The sequence below is a fragment of the Spirulina sp. LEGE 11439 genome, assembly GCF_059821285.1.
The window spans coordinates 13,171-33,089 of record NZ_JCAMRX010000050.1 but is presented as its reverse complement, the minus strand read 5'-3'; the positions used below and the strand labels follow the sequence as shown (position 1 = coordinate 33,089).

Genomic DNA, 19,919 nt, shown 5'->3' with positions numbered 1-19,919 from the left:
GCAGTTTGTTGAGGGAGAACTTTGAGCAGTCTCTCCGGAAAAATACGGTCAAGCGCTGTACTTATTAGTAGTAGAGTACCGTTCGCGATCGCTTGCGTCAGAGCTAGGAGATAGCAAAGACTTCAATGCCATTTGCTCGATTTCCGTAAAGTCAGAAAAATTTCTCTAGAAAAGCAAAAATATTGTTTAGAAGGCGATCGAGAAGATTTATCCAGTTAGGATATTTTTCTGCAATTGCCCAAAAGGGTACTACAGTTCTAATTGTACCGCTCGCCTTATCCCTAAAATACCCATAACTCCCAGAAAAGCGATCGCAAAGGAGCAGGGAATATTAGAATTGCTGTCTCGATGCTTCTGTTGGGATTTCCTTTGGAAATGCGATCGTCGTGATTCTCTTCTGTTAAGATAATGGCGAGCTTTCTCAAATCTCACGAATTGTAGTTTACGTGCTTTTATGGATATTACAATTGCAATTCCCACTTATAACGGTGCAAAACGGTTTCCTTTAGTTTTAGATAGCTTGTACGAACAAACCCAAACCGAGGAAATTACTTGGGAAATTATTGTTATTGATAATAATAGTAGCGACGACACTGCACAAATCGTACAGAAATATCAAACGAAATGGGGCGATGCGATCGCCTTAGACTATTTTTTTGAAGCTCGCCAAGGACTAGCTTTCGCCCGAGAACGGGCAATTCAAGAAGCAAAAGGCGAGTTAGTTGCCTTTCTCGATGATGATAATATTCCGGCAGTAGATTGGGTTTATCATGCTGTTCAATTCTCTCACAAACAGCCTCGAGCAGGAGCTTATGGCGGTCGGATTCTTGCAGATTTTGAAGTCGATCCGCCGGAAAATATTAACAAAATTATTGGTTTTTTCGCGATTCGCGATCGCGGCGATATTGCCAATCGTTACCAACCCAAAGTACTCAGTTTACCACCGGGAGCAGGATTGGTCGTTCGCAAACAAGTCTGGCAAAAGTGTAGCGCGGAATCCTATCAGTTTATCGGTAGAATTGGTGATTCAATGTTAGGGGGTACGGATTACGAGATGCTTGTATATATCTACAAGCTAGGATGGGAAATTTGGTACAATCCGGATATGTATATCCAGCATAAAATCCCAGCCCATCGTCTAGAACGAGATTATTTATTTTCTCTCATTCACGGTTCTTGTCTCACTTTTTTCCCTCTGAAAATGATTATTGCTAAAAACTGGGAAAAACCTGCGATCGTCTTGAGAACTGTGTTGGGGAATCTTTATAAAGCAATTAAATATAAAATACAGAATTGGGGGAAATTACAAGAAGATATTATTGCTCAATGCGAATTGCAAATCTATATCAGTCGCATTGCTAGTTTTTTTTATTACCTCAATCAGATCGCTCGTAGTTTTAAATCTTCTTGATGGTTTTTCTAGGTTTAAATATTCTGATTATTCAATTTTATTTAAGAAAAGTCCATTTTTTTGTTTTGACCTAAAATTATTAACATAATTCCTTTAATTAAAAGAATAAAATATAATTTAAGTCCTGAAAATTTTGCTGGTTCATAGCGGAGATATTGGCAATTAAAATAAATGGACAAAATCCCATTTTTTCGATTTCCTGCTGTATTGAAAACCTTGCAAGCTAAGTATTTATAAAAATGAGCCAAGGTTTTTTCTTTGAGAGGTTCGAGAGATGAGGGATTGCGACTGAGAGCGCGTTCGATTACGAGCAAACCTTGAGAATGATGGCGCTGTAAATTGGTTGAAAAGGAGGTACTTAAGATCCGGTAAAAAATTTGCACGCGAGACACGGGAACAAAATGATAGAGATCTGCTAATCGTAAATAAAGATCCCAATCTTGTGCGGAAGTCAGGGAGGTTTCAAAATAACCAACGCGATCGAGTGCTTCTTTCCGAACTAAAAGATTAGACCCATTTTCTAGAAAGTTGTGTAGGAATAATTCCGGTAAAACATTCCCTTCTGGACTCAAATGTAAGCCCGAATGCAGCCAGTTTCCTTGCTCATCAATATAATCCGTCCAACTATAAGCGACTGCTGCTTCAGGAGTTTTTTCTAAGGCTTGTAATTGCGCCTCTAATTTGTCAGGAGACCAAAGATCGTCTGCATCTAAAAAGGAAATATATTCCCCCGTGGCAATCTTTATTCCTCGGTTGCGACTTACAGAAAGACCTGCATTAGAATCAGAGATAATTTTAATGCGAGGATCGGAAATGGTTTCGATCGCTTCTAGGGTGCGATCGCTAGAGCCATCATTACTGATAATGAGTTCCCAATCTTGAAAAGTTTGAGCGAAAACTGAGTCAAGGGTTTCTCGGATTGTCTTTTCTCCGTTGTAGACGGGGATAACAATGGAAATTTTGGGCATGGTTCGACAAAAAAAGTATACTTTAGCAAAAAATAGGCTATGCTGGAGCGATCGCAATGCTTATCTTAATCTATTCAAAAGTACATTAAAATTTTGCTGGTGGGTAGAATACAATAGGGTTATTCTCGATAACCTAGAAAATCGAGCTAATATAATTATATGTTTGTCCCACTCATTCCGTCTAAAATAATATGGAAAGTACAAAATCTTTAAGCGATCGCCAATTGCTCCAAGAGAATGAATACGACTATCCCTATCATTATATTCCCTCATGGGATGGCATTCATTTTTCTCAGACGCAATCTTTATCTTGGGGTTATGAATATTTTTCTTATCTCTATTTTATTTTAGAGAAAGCCGAACAAATTGGTTTTGAGTCTTTGCTCGATCTCGGCTGTGGAGATGGACGTTTTCTCAAGGAACTGAATCAAAGAAATGCCGGAAAACGAACGATTGGCCTAGATTATTCTCAACGGGCGATCGCGTTTGCGAGAATCATGAATCCTAATGTTGAATGGGTTTGTGGAGATGTTAGCAAAAGCGATCTATTTGACTTTAAGTTTGATATTATTACTTTAATTGAAACTTTGGAGCATATCGAACCCAGTGCGATCGCGGGTTTCTTAGAAGGTGCATCCCAATACCTTAAAGACGATGGTTATCTTCTTCTCACTGTCCCTAGTAATAATATTAAAGTCCAAGCCAAACATTATCAACATTTTAATCTTGAAAGTTTAAAAAATGTTTTGAGTCCATTTTTTATTGTTAAAGAATTCCATTATCTCAATCACAAAACTTCTCGTCCTTTGAGATTAATGCAGAGAGTATTGTACAATCGTTTTTTTATTTTAAATCATCAAGGACTCTTACAATGGCTTTATAATTATTATCGCCAAAATCTGTTATTAACTGATAACACAAACTGTCGTCGTATCGCTCTTGTTTGTCAAAAAAATGTTTAAATTAATCTTAAAATATTAGGGTGAGGAATACCCACCCTAGAAGGTTTTGAGCTTGCGATCGCTTCAATATCGAACCAATAAATTAAGACAAAAATCCTCGTTTTCCTAAGCGAGAAATTGCTCTAGCTACCGTCCAACGAGAGGTTTCTAGTTGAGTTGCTAAAGCGTCTAACTCGATGCGATCGCACTTTTTAACGACCTCCAAAACTTGGCGATCGAACTGTACGGTACGAAATTCAACATTCAAAACTGATACCATTTGACTGATTATATGAGAGGCATTGCGTGCGGTTTCGCACTGACCGCCCGTGAATTGCGCGATCGCACCAAATGACTCTTGCGTGGCGGTATTTGTCCCCATACACAAGCCATAGACCTTAACACGTTGGTTTTCCGCTTCTGCGGCCACAGATTGGACGTTCAAACCGCTAGGACAACCATTCGGCCAACTATCACCCCCCGAAGAAAGCGATCGCCCCGTATATTCTCGCAACCAAGCCGAAAAACCGTGAGGGGGAGAATCTCCCACTAACATAACGAAACGACAGCTATGTTCCCGCCATTTTATTTTAGCGCAGGCATCAAATACCCCTTGATAAACGGCTTCGGGGGCATCTCCTCCCCCTGCCGCCTGCAATTTGTTAATACTTTTTTGCATTTGGGTAAAGTTCGCCGTGAGAGGGTAAACGCGGGTAATAAAGGAACGATCTTGAGGGGGATGGTCGCGATATTCCACCAAACCAATTTGTAAGTTAATATTGCTATCTGCCGAAAGCAAGCTCATCGTATCCAGCAATTGTTGCTGAGCATTGCGGATAAATCCCCCCATACTTCCCGTTGTATCGATCGCAAAACACAAATCCACGTCATTTAGATGTTCGCTTGTCATCGCGTCACCTCCTCAGAATCAATGCAAAAGTTGGGAATTTAAAATCCCGAACTCTTTTTGTATTATGACACGCTACACAGCGATCGCGCTAAATTCCGCTTTCGGGATCGGGGAGAGAAAGGGCTATTTGATAAACGCGACGGCGAGGAAGATCGGCAATATGGGCAAAGTGGCGACTGGCTTCAGATCGCGACATTCCTGCTTGTAAAAGTTGGCTTAATTCGGTCATAATTTCTGTTTCCGTGAGGGGGACGATCGTTGGAGAAGCCCCAGCAATGACGAGGGTAAATTCACCTTTAGGCGACCGTTGAGTGTAGTGCGCGATCGCAGTTTCGAGAGTTCCTTGCCAGAATTCTTCGTGAAGTTTGGTTAATTCGCGCGCCACCACGATCGCGCGATCGCCTCCCCAAGCTGCTGCTAAATCCTTCAGAGTAGAAAGCAAGCGATGAGGGGCTTCGTAGAGAATGAGAGTGCGAGATTCTGTTTGCAGAGAAGTGAGGCGATCTCGTTTGGCTTTTGCTTGAGTGGGCAAAAAACCTTCAAAGACAAAGCGATCGCAGGGCAGCCCCGAGGCGGCTAAGGCAGTAATTCCGGCACTCACTCCCGGAATGGGAACCACGGGAAGATTATTTTCTCGGCAGGCTTTCACCAACTCGTAACCGGGATCGGAAATCCCCGGCATTCCCGCATCCGTCACTAAGGCGATCGCTTCTCCAGATTGCAAGCGATCGAGGAGTTCGGCCAAACGCTTGTGCTTATTATGGTCGTGATAGCTAATTTGCGGCGTTTGAATTTGAAAATGTTTGAGTAGCTTTCCCGTATGGCGCGTGTCTTCTGCGGCAATTAGATCCACCTCCTGCAAAATGCGGACACCTCGGAAGGTCATGTCTTCTAGATTTCCGATGGGAGTCCCAACCAAATAAAGCATTTCCCAATCTCTTCTCTCTATTGCTGGCTGTATTGCGATCGCTGAGCGGAGCCGAAGTATTGCCTTTTCACGCCATGCCAATGTTGCTAATGATACCATGAAGGAATATTAATGCGGGCAATGCCCCGATTTCTATTCGTTTCAAGACTTATGCTCACCGACCAGCAAATGCGATCGCAACATCCCCTCGGCGGACTCACCTCAGAACAAGTCGAAATCAATCGGGAAAAATATGGTGCAAATATACTCACTCCTCCGGAGCGAGAACCGTGGTGGCGTTTGTTTTTAGAGAAATTTGCCGATCCTGTCATTCGCATTCTCTGTATTGCCGCAATTATCGCGATCGCGGCGGGGGCAGTGCGAAATGATTATATCGAAGGCTTAGGGATTATTATCGCGATCGTTCTCGCGACGACCCTCGCTTTTATTAATGAGTATCGCGCCGATCGCGCCTTTGAAATTCTCAATAAATACGTTGATGATGTCAAAGTGCGAGTCATTCGCGATGGCTTTGCGACGACGGTGGCGAAAAAAGAGATTGTCGTGGGAGATTGGGTCTGCGTGGAACAAGGGGATGAGATTCCTGCTGATGGAGAAGTCGTAGAAGCGGTATCTCTCCTCGTGGATCAGTCCAAAATTACGGGAGAGTCGGAACCCGTCCAAAAATTTACCCCTACCGAAGCGTCAGAACAAGGACTCGTTGAAGAAACATATCCTGCTTATAACCTTTATCACAGCACCATTGTCGATCAAGGTAATGGCATTTTTGCGGTGACAGCAGTGGGCGATCGCACGGAAATCGGTAAATTAGCACGGGCGGTGGCCACCATTGAAAACGGCGAAGATACCCCCCTCAACCAGCAATTAGACAAACTCAGCCAATTGATCGGCGTGGTGGGCTTATCGTTTGCCACCATTATTTTTACGGCGTTAACGGTGCGAGGTTTTCTCACGGGAGAATTTCATCTTACGGGACAACAGGGTTATTTTTTAGGTTTTCTCGTCGCGGCGATCGCGATCGCTCTCATTCCCGTTTGGTTGCCCGTGGTTTACGATGGCTTGGGCTTTATGAGCAACGAGATTGAAGCACCTCAATGGTTGGATGATAGTTGGGTCAATTGGGCGATCGCGACGGCTGTGGGGGGGTTGATTTTAGCGATCGGAGTGGGAATAGGCTATCCTTTCGGTCTCGTCCCGGTTTGGGGAGAAACGTGGCTGCCGGCGGGGGTCGGGTTTACCCTCTTGGAATATTTTATGGTGGCGGTCACGATTATCGTTGTGGCGGTACCCGAAGGGTTGCCCATGAGCGTCACCCTGTCTCTGGCTTATAGCATGAAACGCATGGCGGATTCTAATAATTTAGTGCGACGGATGCACGCTTGCGAAACCATCGGGGCGGCGACGATTATTTGTTCCGATAAAACCGGAACTCTGACGCAAAATAAAATGCGAGTTTACGAGGTTGCTTTTCCAGCTTTACACTCGACCAAAGTAGCCGACTTGGATTTTGCCAAACAGTTAATTGCTGAAGCGATCGCGGCCAACAGTACCGCCGATCTCGAAAAAGAAAAAGGACAACCCACTCAAGCGATCGGTAATGCCACAGAAAGTGCTTTGCTGCTTTGGTTAGACGCGCAAGATTTTGATTATCTTGACTATCGTTATAACTTTAAAATTGAATTTCGTCTTTCATTTTCCACTCAGAATAAATATATGGCTACCTTTGGTCATTCTGACGTGACGAATGGGGAAATTGTCCATATTAAAGGTGCGCCGGAAGTCGTTCTCGAACGCTGCGCTTATATTCTCACTGAATATGGTATCTTGCCCCTACACAATCCCGAACCGATTTTAGCCGCCTTACACGATTACCAAAAACGAGGAATGCGAACTTTAGGGCTGGCTTATCAAGATTTGCCAGAAAACTTAATGCAGCCCGAGATGGGGAAACAGGTCAAACCCCATCTAACATGGTTGGGATTTGTTGCTATTGTCGATCCTTTGCGATCGGGGGTGTCCGAGTCTATTAAAACCTGTCTCAATGCAGGGTTAAAAGTGCAAATTATTACCGGAGATTGTGCAGAAACCGCAGAAGAAATCGCGCGGGAAATCGGACTTTGGCAAGATGAGGAAGAACGACATAAATATGCCTCTCTCACGGGTAAGCAATTCCGCAAAATGAGCGACGAAAAGGCCAGTAAAGCCATTAAACATTTAAAAGTGCTATCCCGTGCGGTTCCTTCAGATAAATTGCGGTTGGTGCAACTCTTACAAGCCACCGGAGAAGTCGTCGGGGTGACGGGAGATGGCACCAATGATGCAGGTGCTCTAAAACAAGCTAAGGTAGGATTGGCGATGGGAAGCGGCACAGCGATCGCGAAAGATGCCAGCGATATTATTTTATTGGATGATGCTTTTCAAAGTATTGTCAATGCGATCGTTTGGGGGCGCTCTTTATATCAAAATATTCAACGCTTTATTCTTTATCAGTTGACCATTAATGTTGTCGCTTTGGGGATTGCTTTATTAGGACCTTTTATCGGCATTTCCCTGCCTCTGACAGTCACACAAATGTTATGGGTCAATCTCATTATGGATACTTTTGCCGCTTTGGCTTTGGCGACAGAACCGCCTCACGAGACAGTTTTACAAGACCCCCCTCGAGACCCGGAAGCCTTTATTATTTCCACTTCAATGGCGCAGAATATTCTTGCCAATGGTTTAATCTTTTTAGGCTTTTTGGCAGCCTTTTTACTCTATTTACAAAAAGATGGCAGCATTGATGCTTATGAACTCTCAGTCTTTTTTGCAGTTTTTGTCTTTATTCAATTTTGGAACTTATTTAATGCTCGCTGCCTCGGATTAAAACAATCAGCTTTTAAAGGAATCTTGCAAAATAAAGGATTTATGGCGATCGCAGCAGCAATTTGTATCGGTCAAATCTTAATCATTCAATTTGGTGGGGAAGTGTTTAGAACTGTTCCCCTTTCGTGGCAGGATTGGTTAGCAATTGTCGGTAGTACCTCGATCGTTCTTTGGATTGGTGAAGGCTGGCGATGGGTTATTTCAATGAACAGTGAACAGTGAACAGTTATCAGTTATCAGTAATGTTCACTAAAACAGGAGGCTTGATATTCGGAGGTTTTTGGGGTTTTCCTTCTGAAGAAGGAGGCTTAAAACCTTATTAGTTTAGTCATGATCGCGGCAATGTACTCGCATTTAATGAAAATATTTGTTGATATTCTGCTTTCATTTGTTTGGCGATCGCCTCCCAACTATAATTGTTTATTGCTAATTCCCGCGCATTTTCACCTTTTTGCTTTTGTTGTTCGGGATGTTGCAACGCCGATCGCAATTTGTTCGTAATATCTTCGCGATCGCATTGCGTCACCCATCCCGCATCAGCATCTTGAATGGCATCCCAAATATAGACTTTATTAGAGATTAATACGGGAACTCCCGCTAACATTGCTTCAGCAACGGCAATCCCAAAGTTTTCATAATAAGAAGGCAAAACAAATAAATCGGCATCCTTCAATAACGCTAATTTATCTTCTCCTTTAACAAATCCAGTAATCGTGGTACGCGATCGCAATCCTGCATCTTCGACCATCTGAAAAACCGATTGTTCGTATTCAGGATCTTGAGAATTCGATCCCGCTAAAACAAAATGAAAATCAATGCCTTCCGACTGTAATGTAGCCAAGGAAGGAAAGAGCAAATCGAAGCCTTTTTTAGGGTCGATTCGAGACATAAATAAGATTAATGGAGTATTTTTCCCAATGTTCCATTTCTCTCTCGCTAATCCTGCTTCTGGTAAATCTCCCGATAATTTTACGCCTAACGGGACAACAATATCGCGAGTTTTCCGACCGAAGCGATACGAGATTCTCGCTTCTTCTTGGCTGGTAAAATGAACTCCGGCCGCTTTGGCTAAATTAGGAGCTTCCCAGAGGAAAGCATAAATTTGCTTGAGTTGTTGTTTCTTTTTTAAATCTGCCGGATCGAGAGTTCCTAAGGGACGTAAAATATAAGGTAAGTTGATATTTCTCGCGACAATTGCTGCGGCTGTACTCACAGGAGAAAATAAAGCATGAATATGCGCTAAATCGTATTCTTTTCCATATTGAGCCAGCCATTGCAATAACCCGAAAGAAAACTTATAACGTTGAAAGGGAGAACAGCGAAAATAGCGAATTTTATACCCATTTTCCTTAACGGGATCCTTTAACGGTACATCTAAAGGTGGCTGTCCGACATCACCATTAGAATCTGTGGTTAGTATGGTCACATCAACATTTTCCCGAGCTAATGCCGAAGATAATCCTCGTACCATTTGACTTGGACCGCCATAAACAAGGGAAATAGAAGGAACAATTTGCAGAATTTTCATACTATTCGGAAATGGGTACTGAATTCAATATCTCGCTCTTTAATCTTACAAGTTGATAGTCTGAATTTGGGCTATGTTGGAAAAGCGATCGCTAATCTTATTGAAAAAAAGTTTTAAATATTCGAGTTGATAGTTGTTTTCGTTCTCATCCGTTCAACAATTATAATGTTTGATAAAAAGCTAGCAATTCTCGAGCTAAGGCTTTATTGGTATATTGTTTTATCGCTTTTTCATACCCTTGACGTGCTAAATAAGCTCGGAATTCTGAATCTTCCATTAATTTTCGCAAACACTGGCGTAATTGTTCGACATCTCCTTCAGGAAAAATTAATCCTGTGTCGCGAATAACATTAGGAATTTCTCCCGAATCAGAACCAATAACAGCAACCTTACAGGCCATTGCTTCAATTAAAACATGACCGAATTGTTCTTTCCAACCCACAGCAGTGAGTGTTTTAAACTTATAAGTTGTTTCTGAAGGCAATACCAAAACATTCATCAGATTAATATAGCGAGGAACTGCATCGTGAGGAACGCTCTCAACTAGAATCAAACGATCTTGAATTCCGGCTTCTGTGGCTCGTTTTTGGATTTCTGCTTTTAATTCACCTCGGCCTAATAAAAGAAGTTTCCAATTTTTTTCAGTTAATTGAGAAACAGCTTCAATTAAAGTTAAAATTCCTTTTTCTTCTACAAATCTACCCACAAAACCAATAATAAAATCATCATTATCTATATCAAAATTCTCTGTTAATTCAGGTTCAAACTGAGGAGAAAAAAGTTTTTCATCAACACCCAATTGCGGCATAACCTTAACTTTACCTTGATAGCCATGTTCTCGTAAAATCTCTGCACCATCTTGATTTCCTGCCACTAATCCATCGGTATTGCTCAAATTGTATTGTTCGAGGAGTGAAATCGGGAACTTATTGTTATAAGGTAAATTCCACCATGTAAAGAAGCAATTTTTAGCTTGCAATCTCAACAATTTATTTAACGTAATAAATTGAGCATAAGCAAAAGATTTGACTCCTTGCTCGACTTGAATGATATCGGGTTGAAAAGAACGCAAAAAAGAAATGATTTCCAAGCCAAATGTTAGTAATCCTTGATTATTTTCGCTAAAGTTTGCAATGGGAACGATGCGAAAGTTACCTTCGTTTCGAGGTTGGGGTTCGATGATTTTATTCTGTACACCTCCGGGTCGCCAGCGTTGAGGGACGACGATCGCAACTTCAATTTCTGGATCTAAACGCGCAACCTCTCGAAATTTTTCGCAATTGAGATCGACAATATAGGTATGACTGGCGACTAAAATTTTCATACAATTAGTTATTGGTTATTGGTTTTAGTTATTGGTTATTGGTTATTGATTATTTTTTGTGAGTCGCGTATACACTTGCCCATTATTCCACAATCCATTAATGCGCGTTTTAACAGCATCAAAAAAGCCCAAACTATAAAAGATACCTCGGGTCATAATTTTGAGAGGAGAGCCGCTTTTATTACAAGGAGGGTTGCCGAGAACGTGACAATCAAATAATTTGAGATAGAGGCGCAATTGCTGATAAGGGGTGAGATTTTTTTGCGCCATGAGAAAGTGATTGTGATAAAAAGTGATTTGATATTTGAGCGATCGCGTGCTGATGTCGTGACATCCTCCGGTTTCTTCGCCTAAATGAACGAGATGCGCCTCGGGATCGTACCAAACTTGATAGCCCGTTTTTCGCAACCGCAAGCAAAAATCCGACTCTTCTCGCACTGCGGAACCGCGAAATCGTTCATCAAACCACACTTCATGCTTGGTAAAAATATCCTTACGATAGGACATATTACAACCTCGCGCCGAAATCACTCGTTGAGGCTTGGTCGTATGAACCAGATCGATGTAGTACCATGCAATTCCGGGATCCATTGCTTCGGGGGGTAATTCTGCAATTTCTAAATCTCCTCCCGAGTCTCCTAATTTCATGCGATCGAAAACTCTCCCCGCAACGGCTCCTACTTCAGGACGATCGTAATTACGGGCGTGTTTTTGGAGATATTCTGCTTCCATGCGAATATCATCATCAATAAAAACAACGATTTCTCCTTTTGCTTCTCGGACTCCATAATTTCTCGCTCCGGGTAAACTCGCCCAATTTAAACGAAACCAGCGAATTTTACCGGTGTCGGCTAAATCTTGTAAATAAGCGATCGTCTCGGATTCGTGGTTTTGGGTTTGATCGACCACTAGAATTTCAAAATCGGGATAGTCTTGTTTGAGAATATCTGCGATCGTATCCCGCAACACAACCTCGCGCCCATAGGTGGGAATAATAACTGAAATTGAAGGAAAATTCACGCGCTTTGTACTCCCATACTAATGTTTAGGCGGTTTTTGAAGTAACTTTACTCTTTGATTTTTTGCGATCGAGTCCCAATTGAGCTTCTTCGATTTTAGCGGCTTTGAGTTGTTCTTGTTCCTGCTTATCTATTTCCGGCAATTTGAACAGCAATCCTACAAATAGCCAATAATAAACTGCAACGGGATCGGTATCCAAAGGATACCAATAAGTATTAAAACTAATAATTAACACAAAAACCCAAAGACTCGACGCATAGTTACGCATAGTTGGCGTTTTTAAAGAACGACGAATTTGAAATGTTACCCAGACAATATTGGTTGTAAATACAAAAAATGCAAGACCTCCCAATATTCCCATTTCATAAATTAATTTAGGATGAAATGTTTCGACTAATGCCGATTTACCAAAAATTCTCGTAGAGTTTGTCGCTTTCCCTAAACCTCGTCCGAGAGGTCCTCGCTGTTCTTTGAATGCCCAATGAAACTGTTCTTCAATAAAAGCGTGTGGAGGAGATGCTTCTGCTCGACTACTTAAACTATCCAGTCGATCTTGAATAATTTCGGGGTTGGTACTGATGACAATTCCGAGCAATAATACTAATCCTAATAAAATTGGGATAAATCGCTTGAGATTGGCCATTTGTCCGGTTAAAACAAATAAAATTACCGTAACGACTGGAACTAAGGCAAGGGCAATACGCTGACCGGAAATGACAGCATTAATAAATACTAATACCATACCTGTTAATCCTCCCAATCGCCACCAAAGAGATGTATCGCCAAACGCAACAGTAAAGGTAATGGCACTATTGGCAATTAAAAACCACGCCCAATGCCAAGGTGAGGAAAAAGTTCCAGGTAAGCGAATAAAGTTTTGGGCTGGCGTAAAACCCACGGCACCACCGACGAAACATTTGGCATCTACACTGGCTTTAAAGAGAGCATCTCCGACTTCATTACGAGTACCGAGACACGAACCCGAGTCTAATAAATAATATTGATAGATACCCAGTAATGTACAAATAATAACTAAAACCAGATGTACTCGTCCCAAACGCAATACGTCTTTTTTATTATTAATCATGTAATAAGTACAAAAAATCAATGGCACATAGCCCATTAATACTTTTAAACCCAGAATTCCTTGGGCGAGAGGAATACCATCCTTACATAACATTCCTCTTCCTTTTCTTGGCAAACTCGCACAGAGTGGCAGGACAAATTGCATCATACCATTGACAACTAATAAAGTTAAAAGTGCAGCAACGGTAAGAAATATTAAAGTAAATAATATTTTTTTGTTAACAATGAGAGGTTGTTTTTTTCTTTTGCACTCGAGTCCTAATGCAATACAGGCAGGAATAAAAAAACCATCTTTTGCTAAATTAAAAATTGCATTTCCACCAACAACTTGATAAATAATTGTTCCACTAAAAGGCATATAGATGAGAAAAAGCCAGAGTCCGGTGCGAGGATACTGATAGGAAAAGTACATGACTGGAATTCCTGCGCCCAGAGCTAATCCTATTTTAGGATTAATTAAAGATAAAGGAATAGTAATAAAGATCAAACAACCAAAAATAACAGAAATAACATTGATTAATTTCTTTTTATCTTTGGCCGCTTTCCGTTTGAGTGCGGCGATTTCTTTGGGACTAAGATTGGCAAGTTCTGCTTGCTTTTTTTCTTTTTGGGATTTCTTTTTTGTTTTTTTCGATTTGGCCATAATGCTTTTCAATGAACAAGTATCAATAAATCCTTACTTCTTACATCGAATGCAAGCTAACGATCGCATTTCCGAACCAGCACTTATCAATTGTGAATGGGTATTACACTCGTTGCCAGCCTAAACGATCGCCTATTTTAATGCCGCATTTTCTCAACTTTTGCCCCATCGAACAATTATGACAAATGAAAATAGCAATCGCCACTACTCATCATGCGATCGAGTAGTGGCGATTCGTTCTTCTCTTTGGCATCAAGCTAGGGAATATTGCTGAACCGTATGGGTTAATGCTTCTGTCCAATACTGTACGGCTTCCGAGCAGGCTGCTTCCACCATGACGCGAATGACGGGTTCGGTCCCAGAGGCTCGGATTAACACTCGTCCGTCGTCTCCTAATGCTGTTTCTGCATGGGCGATCGCTTGCTGGAGTTCGTGGCAATTTTGCCAGTTGGCACGACGATCGCGGTTTTCAACTCGGATGTTGCGTAAGATTTGGGGATAGGTTTGGAAACTTTCTTGCACTAATTCTGCGAGAGAATGGCCGGACTGCTGCACTAATGCCGTTAAATGCAGGGCGGTTTGCAGTCCGTCGCCAGAATAACTGTGATGGTGGCAGAGGATGTGGCCGGATTGTTCTCCTCCCAGCATGGCTCCCGTTGCAAGCATTTCGGCTTGCACGTAGCGATCGCCGACTTTGGTGCGTCGGAATTGTCCTCCCTGTTTTTGCCATGCCCGCTCAAAGCCCAAGTTTGCCATTACGGTTGCAATAATGAGATTGTCGGGGAGTTGCTGTTGTTGTTGCAGGTAACATCCCCAAAGATAAAGAATATAATCTCCATCAATAACTCGCCCTTGGCCATCGACGGCCATGACGCGGTCGGCATCTCCATCAAAAGCAAAGCCCATATCTGCTTGATATTGTCTGACTACAGCTTGTAACGAGTCGAGGTGAGTCGAACCGCAATTCACGTTAATGCGATCGCCATCGGGGGCTTCATGCAGGCAAATCACCTCCGCACCTAAAGCGCGAAACACTTGCGGGGCAATCTGTGCCGAGGCTCCCCAAGCGAGGTCAAGGACGATCCGCAAGCCTTGAAATCCCATATCGGAGGGGAGCGATCGCGTTAAAAATTCCCCGTATCCCGTCACCAATTCGGGACGAGGGCAGGATTTTCCCCAAGTTTGGGAGGTGTTGGGAAAATTTACCTCATTCCTTAAAGCGGTCTCGAGTTGTTCGGTTAATTCGTGACTGAGCTTTGTACCGTTACGACCAAAAAATTTAATGCCATTATCTTCAGGAGGGTTGTGACTGGCAGAAATCATCACACCGCCGATCGCATCGGTATGACCGACGGAATAGGAGACGCAGGGCGTGGGACATAAGCCCAACTGCCACACCTCGACCCCTGCCGATGTTAAACCCGCCGTTAGTGCGGTGGCCAACATATCGCTAGAATTGCGGGAATCTTGCCCGATGGCGATCGCTCCCGTTGCGCTGGTGTTGGCTTGTAGGACTCGACCGGCGCAAAAACCAACTTTGAGGGCTAAAGACGCATTTAACAGTTCTCCCGCCTTGCCACGAATCCCATCTGTGCCGAAAAGAGGGGTACTGGGTAACGAGGCATTGGGGACAAATTGAGAATTGCTAATCGAGAACGATTCGTTTTTGGTGATACGATCGCTCCCTTGGATTGAAATTGGAGATGATACCATATCGTTGACTTCCTCACACACTCTATACTTTTGGAGGATAACATTATTGGTTATGGATTATTGGGGAAGAATCTCGTCTGATGACTTTTTCAGGGATGCGATCGCACTTTCCGGATCGCTTCTAAATTCCAAGGGCTGCGAGGTGGCTCTCCATTTGTTCTAATGTCAGATGGGGTTCGATATATTGAGGATTTTCGGGATTGTAGGGACTGGCAAGGCGGGCGATCGTAATAATTTTGGCATCTTCGGGCAAGATCGGCACGTCGGGATCGAAGGCCGTCGATCGCATCAGAGAACTGGAAAAGCCTTTAAAAATCATAATTTCGTCCTCTTCTCCGACAATTTCTGCCTTGACCAGCAAGACTTCCTGAGAGCGCGAGATCGTGTATTGCTCGAGGCGCTTTCCTAAAGATTTGGTCATCGGTTAACAATCCTTTTATCTGGCAATGTTTGGTCAAAGACGAAGAAGGCGATCGCCTATTTTTCGAGCCAATTGTCTCGGAATTGATACGCGATAAAACCTTGAAAATTCAAGCCAAAGCCAATCAACTCGGCACATTCAAATTCACTGTAGAAACAAAGCCGGCCTTGTCTCCTCTACTTTTCCATTGCCGATCGCCCTTGTTTGCCCAAGCGCACGATGACAAAATAGACAAAATAGAGAATATAGGCTGCCAAACCAATGGCCGCGAGGAAACCGAGAAAACCCGGATTGGTATTGGCATGAAACCAACTTTTGTAGAGAAAGGGCGGTTCGAGCCAAACGCGACAAAAGGTCGTGGTGAGAGACTCCGAGGAAAAGGCACAAGAAAGAAAGGGAAGGGATGCGATCGTTCCCAAAGTACAGTAAATCGTAATCGCCCACCGCCAAGCCGTTAGGGCAAACTTAAGGGAACTAAAATTATGGTCGTCAATTTCATCGTTGAGATCGAGCCAAAACCATAACGAAATAGGAATTAAAAGTCTGGCGGCAAATCCAGTTATATAACCAATTGACCAAGAAGGAATCATTAAATACACGGTAATCATCAGGAGACTGGCAACCCGCCAATAAATAATGAGGAGACGAACCATCGCCTCTTCCTTGCGTATTGCTGCCCAGAGCAACAAGATTAAAGGCATGATGACGGTAAAGAGGACGGCCAAGCGATAATCCATCCAAATTAAGGGTTTAAACCAAATGTCCTGCACGATCTGTTTCCTAGCTTTGCTCAACTATTGTAATACCTAGCGCGAATTGCAGTTTCCCAATTGCGAACAGGGAATTGAGATAATGCGATCGATCGCAAAAAAAAACAGCAGGAGAGCCTCAATATCGAGGTTTCCTGCTATTCTCGTCGAAAAATATGCTCGTTGAGCGAGTTACTTTCAGCAATTAATCATCATAGATGCGGCATTCCACAGCATCGGGATTATCGTCGCAATATTTTTCTAGAGAGCTTTTGGGGGTTTCTTGGCGTTGATGGGCGGCCTCAGCTTGTAATTCTTCGACTGCATCCCAAGCGACTGCACATTCGCTGGAAGTTGAGCCTTCCGTGTTGCAAACGACTCTGGCTTGGTCGCGTTCTTGGTCGATTTTTTCTTGAATGTTACTCATTATGGGTTTATTCCAGTGATTTTGAAAGGACAACAGATCGGCAGATCTTAAGGTTTATGGCGATCGCGAGAGAGTGTGTCTGTTATGCTTTGAATTGAAACAGTCTCTCTCTCTATTGATATCCTAACGAATATTCTTATCCTTTATCGATCCCGATTTTTTAAGATTTGATGAGATTTAATCCCATGAGCGAACAAATTCAATGGATCAATGCCCTCTCAACTCAACCTTCCCTCGAAGCCGCGATCGCTGAGGTTGCTGCCACGGTTCGGCAATCTTTATCCGGAAATTTCGACTTAGGAATTGCCTTTATTTCTTCAGCCTATGCGAGTGAATATCCCCGCTTAGTTCCCTTATTATTAGAACAATTACCATTAAAAATTGTGATTGGTTGTGGAGGAGGCGGAGTCGTCGGCCTTGGCGATCGCGGCGAATCTGTTGAAATTGAAGGCAATCCCGCTTTCAGTTTGAGCGTTGCTTCTCTACCGGGGGTTAACGTTCATCCTTTTCATATTTCTGGGAACAATTTACCGGATTCAGATAGTTCCCCAAATCTTTGGTGCGAATTAATGGGAGTCGATCCTCAAGACAATCCCAATTTTATTTTGCTGGCAGATCCCTTTTCTGCCAAAATTACTGACTTATTGCAGGGGTTGGATTTTGCCTACCCCAATGCGGTGAAGGTGGGGGGATTAGCCAGTAGTGGGGCGATGTCAGGGCAGAGTGGCTTATTTTATTACCAGTCTGGGGCTTCAGGGTCATCTCTCTATCGCGAAGGCACGGTGGGAGTTGCCCTCAGTGGTGACATTACCGTCAAAGCGATCGTTGCTCAAGGCTGTCGTCCCATCGGTCAAACATTTCAAGTGACCCAAGGACAGCGCAATGTTATTTTACAAATCGCCGAGTTTGGTCAAAACACTACGGAAGGACAAGCACAACCCACGCTAACGGCGTTGCGAAATTTACTGCAAAACTTGGATGAGAGCGATCGCGAGTTGGCGCAAAATTCTCTCTTTGTCGGACTGGCTCGAGATGAGTTTAAAACCGATCTCTATCAAGGGGATTTTTTGATTCGCAATCTCATTGGGGTCGATCCGAATGTGGGAGCCGTAGCTATTGGCGATCGCGTGCGTCCGGGTCAGCGCCTGCGCTTCCACCTGCGAGATGCGCGGACTTCTGAAGAGGATCTCGAGGTGCTTTTGCGTCGCTATCAACGAGAACAGTCGGATCCTGAAGGGGCGATCGGGGCGTTAATGTTTTCTTGTTTGGGTCGAGGAGAGAGTTTATATGGTAAGCCGAATTTTGACTCCCGACTGTTTCAAAGTTATTTAGGCAATATTCCCGTGGGCGGGTTCTTTTGCAATGGTGAAATCGGACCTGTGGGAGGAAACACCTTTTTACATGGATATACTTCAGTGTTTGCCATTTTTTATTAAAATTCTCTCCCGAACAGATTGTCCAAGAGTCTCCAGCCAAAATTATTTTAGCTGGGAGTCTTAATATTTGTTTTGCTTGATGCTTTATTCTACTTGAATTTATAAAATCTTTTTAATAAAACCGTTCTCAAATAAGTACCCTCGTTCTAAAATAAGAACAGAATGATTAAGAGGCAAAAATCTTTTAATCGCATCAACATTTACCAGATTAAAAACATCATGGAAAAGATGGAAAAATTGACCCCAGCCCAAAAAGAATTGTATGACTGGCTGGTGGAATACATTCGCACGGAACAGCACGCACCGTCTATTCGGCAAATGATGCGAGCGATGAACTTAAAATCCCCTGCCCCGATTCAAAGCCGTCTGGAGCGCTTGCGGAATAAAAAGTACATCGACTGGACAGAAGGAAAAGCGCGGACGATTCGCATTCTTTATCCGCCGAAAAAACGAGGATTGCAAATCGAAGGGGCGATCGCGGCGGGAGGATTAGTCGAACCGTTTGCCGATGACAAAGCACAACTGGACATTACTGCTATCTTGCACCGCCCGAATTGTTTTGCCTTGCGGGTGACGGGAGATAGCATGATCGAGGATATGATTCGGGAGGGAGATTTTGTCGTCATGCAAAAACCCCTCGGTAGCGAACTTCCCCGAAATGGAGAAATCGTTGCCGCGCGGGTGGATGGTGCTGGCACCACCTTAAAACGATTTTACAAATTTGCCGATACTGTTACCCTAAAACCCTCTAATCCAGATTTTAAACCCATTGAGGTAGAAGCAGAGAAAGTGGAAATTCAAGGTGTTCTCATTGGGGTTTGGCGCGATTTTCTCAATAAGCGCGATTGGTAATCCCGAACAATCCTCCATTGACTGGAGGATTGTTTGATTTTTAGGTTTGCTCGGGTAGGGTACGAATCAATTTCTTCTCTTCGCGATCGCTTCTTCGGGCCAGCAATTGTTCTTCCAAAGCAGCGATGCGGTTATAAGCTGCTGTAACCTGTGCCGTCAGCCGTCGGATTTGCAGGTCGGGGGATAGCGATCGCTCCTTGGTATTGTAGTCAAGCAAGCGTTCCAAGTTCTGTCCGTCTTCCAGCACATCCTTGTGACCGCTACTCGCTTTGTTTGGAGTGGAAGCCGAGGAATCAGGGTGCAAAGAAGAGGAGAGAGGGACATTCTCTAGGATTTGCTCGACATCATCAGCTTTTTGCCGTGCGAGTAGAGCATTAAGCTGGCCAGACATTTGTTCGACAAGTTGATGCAGCGTATCAACCTTATCGTTAAGCACATTCAGTTGATTTTGCAACTTTTCCATAATAATTCCTGCTTTAGCAATTTATGTATTTCTATGCTATTGCTTGTTGTTGCCCGATCCTTGCGGATTCCTGATTCATTTAACTTTTGAAGCTGAGGGAAATACTGAGTTGGTGCTGCATTATACCAATATTGTCATTTCAATAAGCAATGAACAATCTTGCAACACAATTTCAAATTATTGTTATTATCAGAATAATCACTTGAAATCGAGTCGTTTGTGCCTGAATGGTTT

18 protein-coding genes are annotated in these 19,919 nt (G+C 43.1%); 5 read left to right on the top strand and 13 right to left on the bottom strand.

Annotated elements, in window-relative coordinates; translation table 11 throughout:
- Positions 1-281 precede the first annotated feature (281 nt).
- Positions 282-425, bottom strand: coding sequence for a hypothetical protein (locus AC6RV6_RS24130; protein ID WP_500243437.1), 144 nt, complete (start codon positions 423-425; stop codon positions 282-284).
- 29 nt (positions 426-454) lie between these two features.
- Here AC6RV6_RS24130 and hpsE point away from each other — a divergent pair, with 29 nt between their 5' ends.
- The gene (hpsE, locus tag AC6RV6_RS24125; RefSeq protein ID WP_500243436.1) at positions 455-1,411 is read left to right on the top strand and encodes a hormogonium polysaccharide biosynthesis glycosyltransferase HpsE; all 957 of its coding nucleotides are present in this window, start codon (positions 455-457) and stop codon (positions 1,409-1,411) included.
- A gap of 41 nt (positions 1,412-1,452) precedes the next feature.
- On the opposite strand, the gene AC6RV6_RS24120 is transcribed toward hpsE, so the two are convergent.
- Positions 1,453-2,379, bottom strand: coding sequence for a glycosyltransferase family 2 protein (locus AC6RV6_RS24120; RefSeq protein ID WP_500243435.1), 927 nt, complete (start codon positions 2,377-2,379; stop codon positions 1,453-1,455).
- 191 nt (positions 2,380-2,570) lie between these two features.
- Here AC6RV6_RS24120 and AC6RV6_RS24115 point away from each other — a divergent pair, with 191 nt between their 5' ends.
- On the top strand, positions 2,571-3,341 hold the full coding sequence (locus tag AC6RV6_RS24115; RefSeq protein ID WP_500243434.1) for a class I SAM-dependent methyltransferase: 771 nt from the start codon (positions 2,571-2,573) through the stop codon (positions 3,339-3,341).
- Positions 3,342-3,423: 82 nt separating this feature from the next.
- On the opposite strand, the gene AC6RV6_RS24110 is transcribed toward AC6RV6_RS24115, so the two are convergent.
- Together AC6RV6_RS24110 and rsmI are read right to left on the bottom strand one after the other, a co-directional pair.
- Positions 3,424-4,230, bottom strand: coding sequence for a vWA domain-containing protein (locus AC6RV6_RS24110; RefSeq protein WP_500243433.1), 807 nt, complete (start codon positions 4,228-4,230; stop codon positions 3,424-3,426).
- Between the two features lie 88 nt (positions 4,231-4,318).
- Positions 4,319-5,158: a 16S rRNA (cytidine(1402)-2'-O)-methyltransferase gene (gene rsmI / locus AC6RV6_RS24105; protein ID WP_500243432.1), complete on the bottom strand. Its 840-nt coding sequence runs from the start codon at positions 5,156-5,158 to the stop codon at positions 4,319-4,321.
- A 150-nt stretch (positions 5,159-5,308) separates the two neighbouring features.
- Here rsmI and AC6RV6_RS24100 point away from each other — a divergent pair, with 150 nt between their 5' ends.
- Positions 5,309-8,245: a calcium-translocating P-type ATPase, PMCA-type gene (locus AC6RV6_RS24100; protein ID WP_500243431.1), complete on the top strand. Its 2,937-nt coding sequence runs from the start codon at positions 5,309-5,311 to the stop codon at positions 8,243-8,245.
- Positions 8,246-8,351: 106 nt separating this feature from the next.
- Here the strand turns inward: AC6RV6_RS24100 and hpsP are convergent, their stop codons facing one another.
- From hpsP to AC6RV6_RS24060, 8 genes are all read right to left on the bottom strand, one after another.
- The gene (gene hpsP, locus AC6RV6_RS24095) at positions 8,352-9,551 is read right to left on the bottom strand and encodes a hormogonium polysaccharide biosynthesis glycosyltransferase HpsP (RefSeq protein ID WP_500243430.1); all 1,200 of its coding nucleotides are present in this window, start codon (positions 9,549-9,551) and stop codon (positions 8,352-8,354) included.
- 160 nt (positions 9,552-9,711) lie between these two features.
- Positions 9,712-10,875, bottom strand: coding sequence for a hormogonium polysaccharide biosynthesis glycosyltransferase HpsO (gene hpsO / locus AC6RV6_RS24090; RefSeq protein ID WP_500243429.1), 1,164 nt, complete (start codon positions 10,873-10,875; stop codon positions 9,712-9,714).
- A gap of 42 nt (positions 10,876-10,917) precedes the next feature.
- Entirely contained in the window at positions 10,918-11,895 is a 978-nt protein-coding gene (hpsN, locus tag AC6RV6_RS24085; protein WP_500243428.1) for a hormogonium polysaccharide biosynthesis glycosyltransferase HpsN, read from the bottom strand.
- Positions 11,896-11,920: 25 nt separating this feature from the next.
- On the bottom strand, positions 11,921-13,624 hold the full coding sequence (hpsL, locus tag AC6RV6_RS24080; protein ID WP_500243427.1) for a hormogonium polysaccharide biosynthesis protein HpsL: 1,704 nt from the start codon (positions 13,622-13,624) through the stop codon (positions 11,921-11,923).
- Positions 13,625-13,876: 252 nt separating this feature from the next.
- Positions 13,877-15,337, bottom strand: a complete 1,461-nt coding sequence (gene glmM, locus AC6RV6_RS24075) for a phosphoglucosamine mutase (protein ID WP_500243426.1) — start codon at positions 15,335-15,337, stop codon at positions 13,877-13,879.
- A 121-nt stretch (positions 15,338-15,458) separates the two neighbouring features.
- Complete coding sequence (locus tag AC6RV6_RS24070; RefSeq protein WP_500243425.1) at positions 15,459-15,758, bottom strand: DUF7734 family protein; 300 nt, start codon at positions 15,756-15,758, stop codon at positions 15,459-15,461.
- Between the two features lie 176 nt (positions 15,759-15,934).
- A complete protein-coding gene (locus AC6RV6_RS24065; RefSeq protein ID WP_500243424.1) occupies positions 15,935-16,528 on the bottom strand; it encodes a DUF3177 family protein in 594 nt (197 codons plus the stop codon).
- 184 nt (positions 16,529-16,712) lie between these two features.
- On the bottom strand, positions 16,713-16,934 hold the full coding sequence (locus tag AC6RV6_RS24060; protein WP_500243423.1) for a Calvin cycle protein CP12: 222 nt from the start codon (positions 16,932-16,934) through the stop codon (positions 16,713-16,715).
- Between the two features lie 185 nt (positions 16,935-17,119).
- Here AC6RV6_RS24060 and AC6RV6_RS24055 point away from each other — a divergent pair, with 185 nt between their 5' ends.
- Both AC6RV6_RS24055 and lexA read left to right on the top strand, forming a co-directional pair.
- The gene (locus tag AC6RV6_RS24055; protein WP_500243422.1) at positions 17,120-18,370 is read left to right on the top strand and encodes an FIST signal transduction protein; all 1,251 of its coding nucleotides are present in this window, start codon (positions 17,120-17,122) and stop codon (positions 18,368-18,370) included.
- Between the two features lie 228 nt (positions 18,371-18,598).
- Positions 18,599-19,222 carry a transcriptional repressor LexA gene (gene lexA, locus AC6RV6_RS24050; RefSeq protein ID WP_500243421.1) on the top strand — a complete coding sequence of 208 codons (624 nt, stop codon included), beginning with the start codon at positions 18,599-18,601 and terminating at the stop codon, positions 19,220-19,222.
- A gap of 40 nt (positions 19,223-19,262) precedes the next feature.
- Here lexA and AC6RV6_RS24045 read toward each other — a convergent pair whose 3' ends face one another.
- Positions 19,263-19,685 (bottom strand): hypothetical protein, encoded by a 423-nt coding sequence (locus AC6RV6_RS24045; RefSeq protein ID WP_500243420.1) that lies wholly within the window; start codon positions 19,683-19,685, stop codon positions 19,263-19,265.
- Positions 19,686-19,919: the final 234 nt, after the last annotated feature.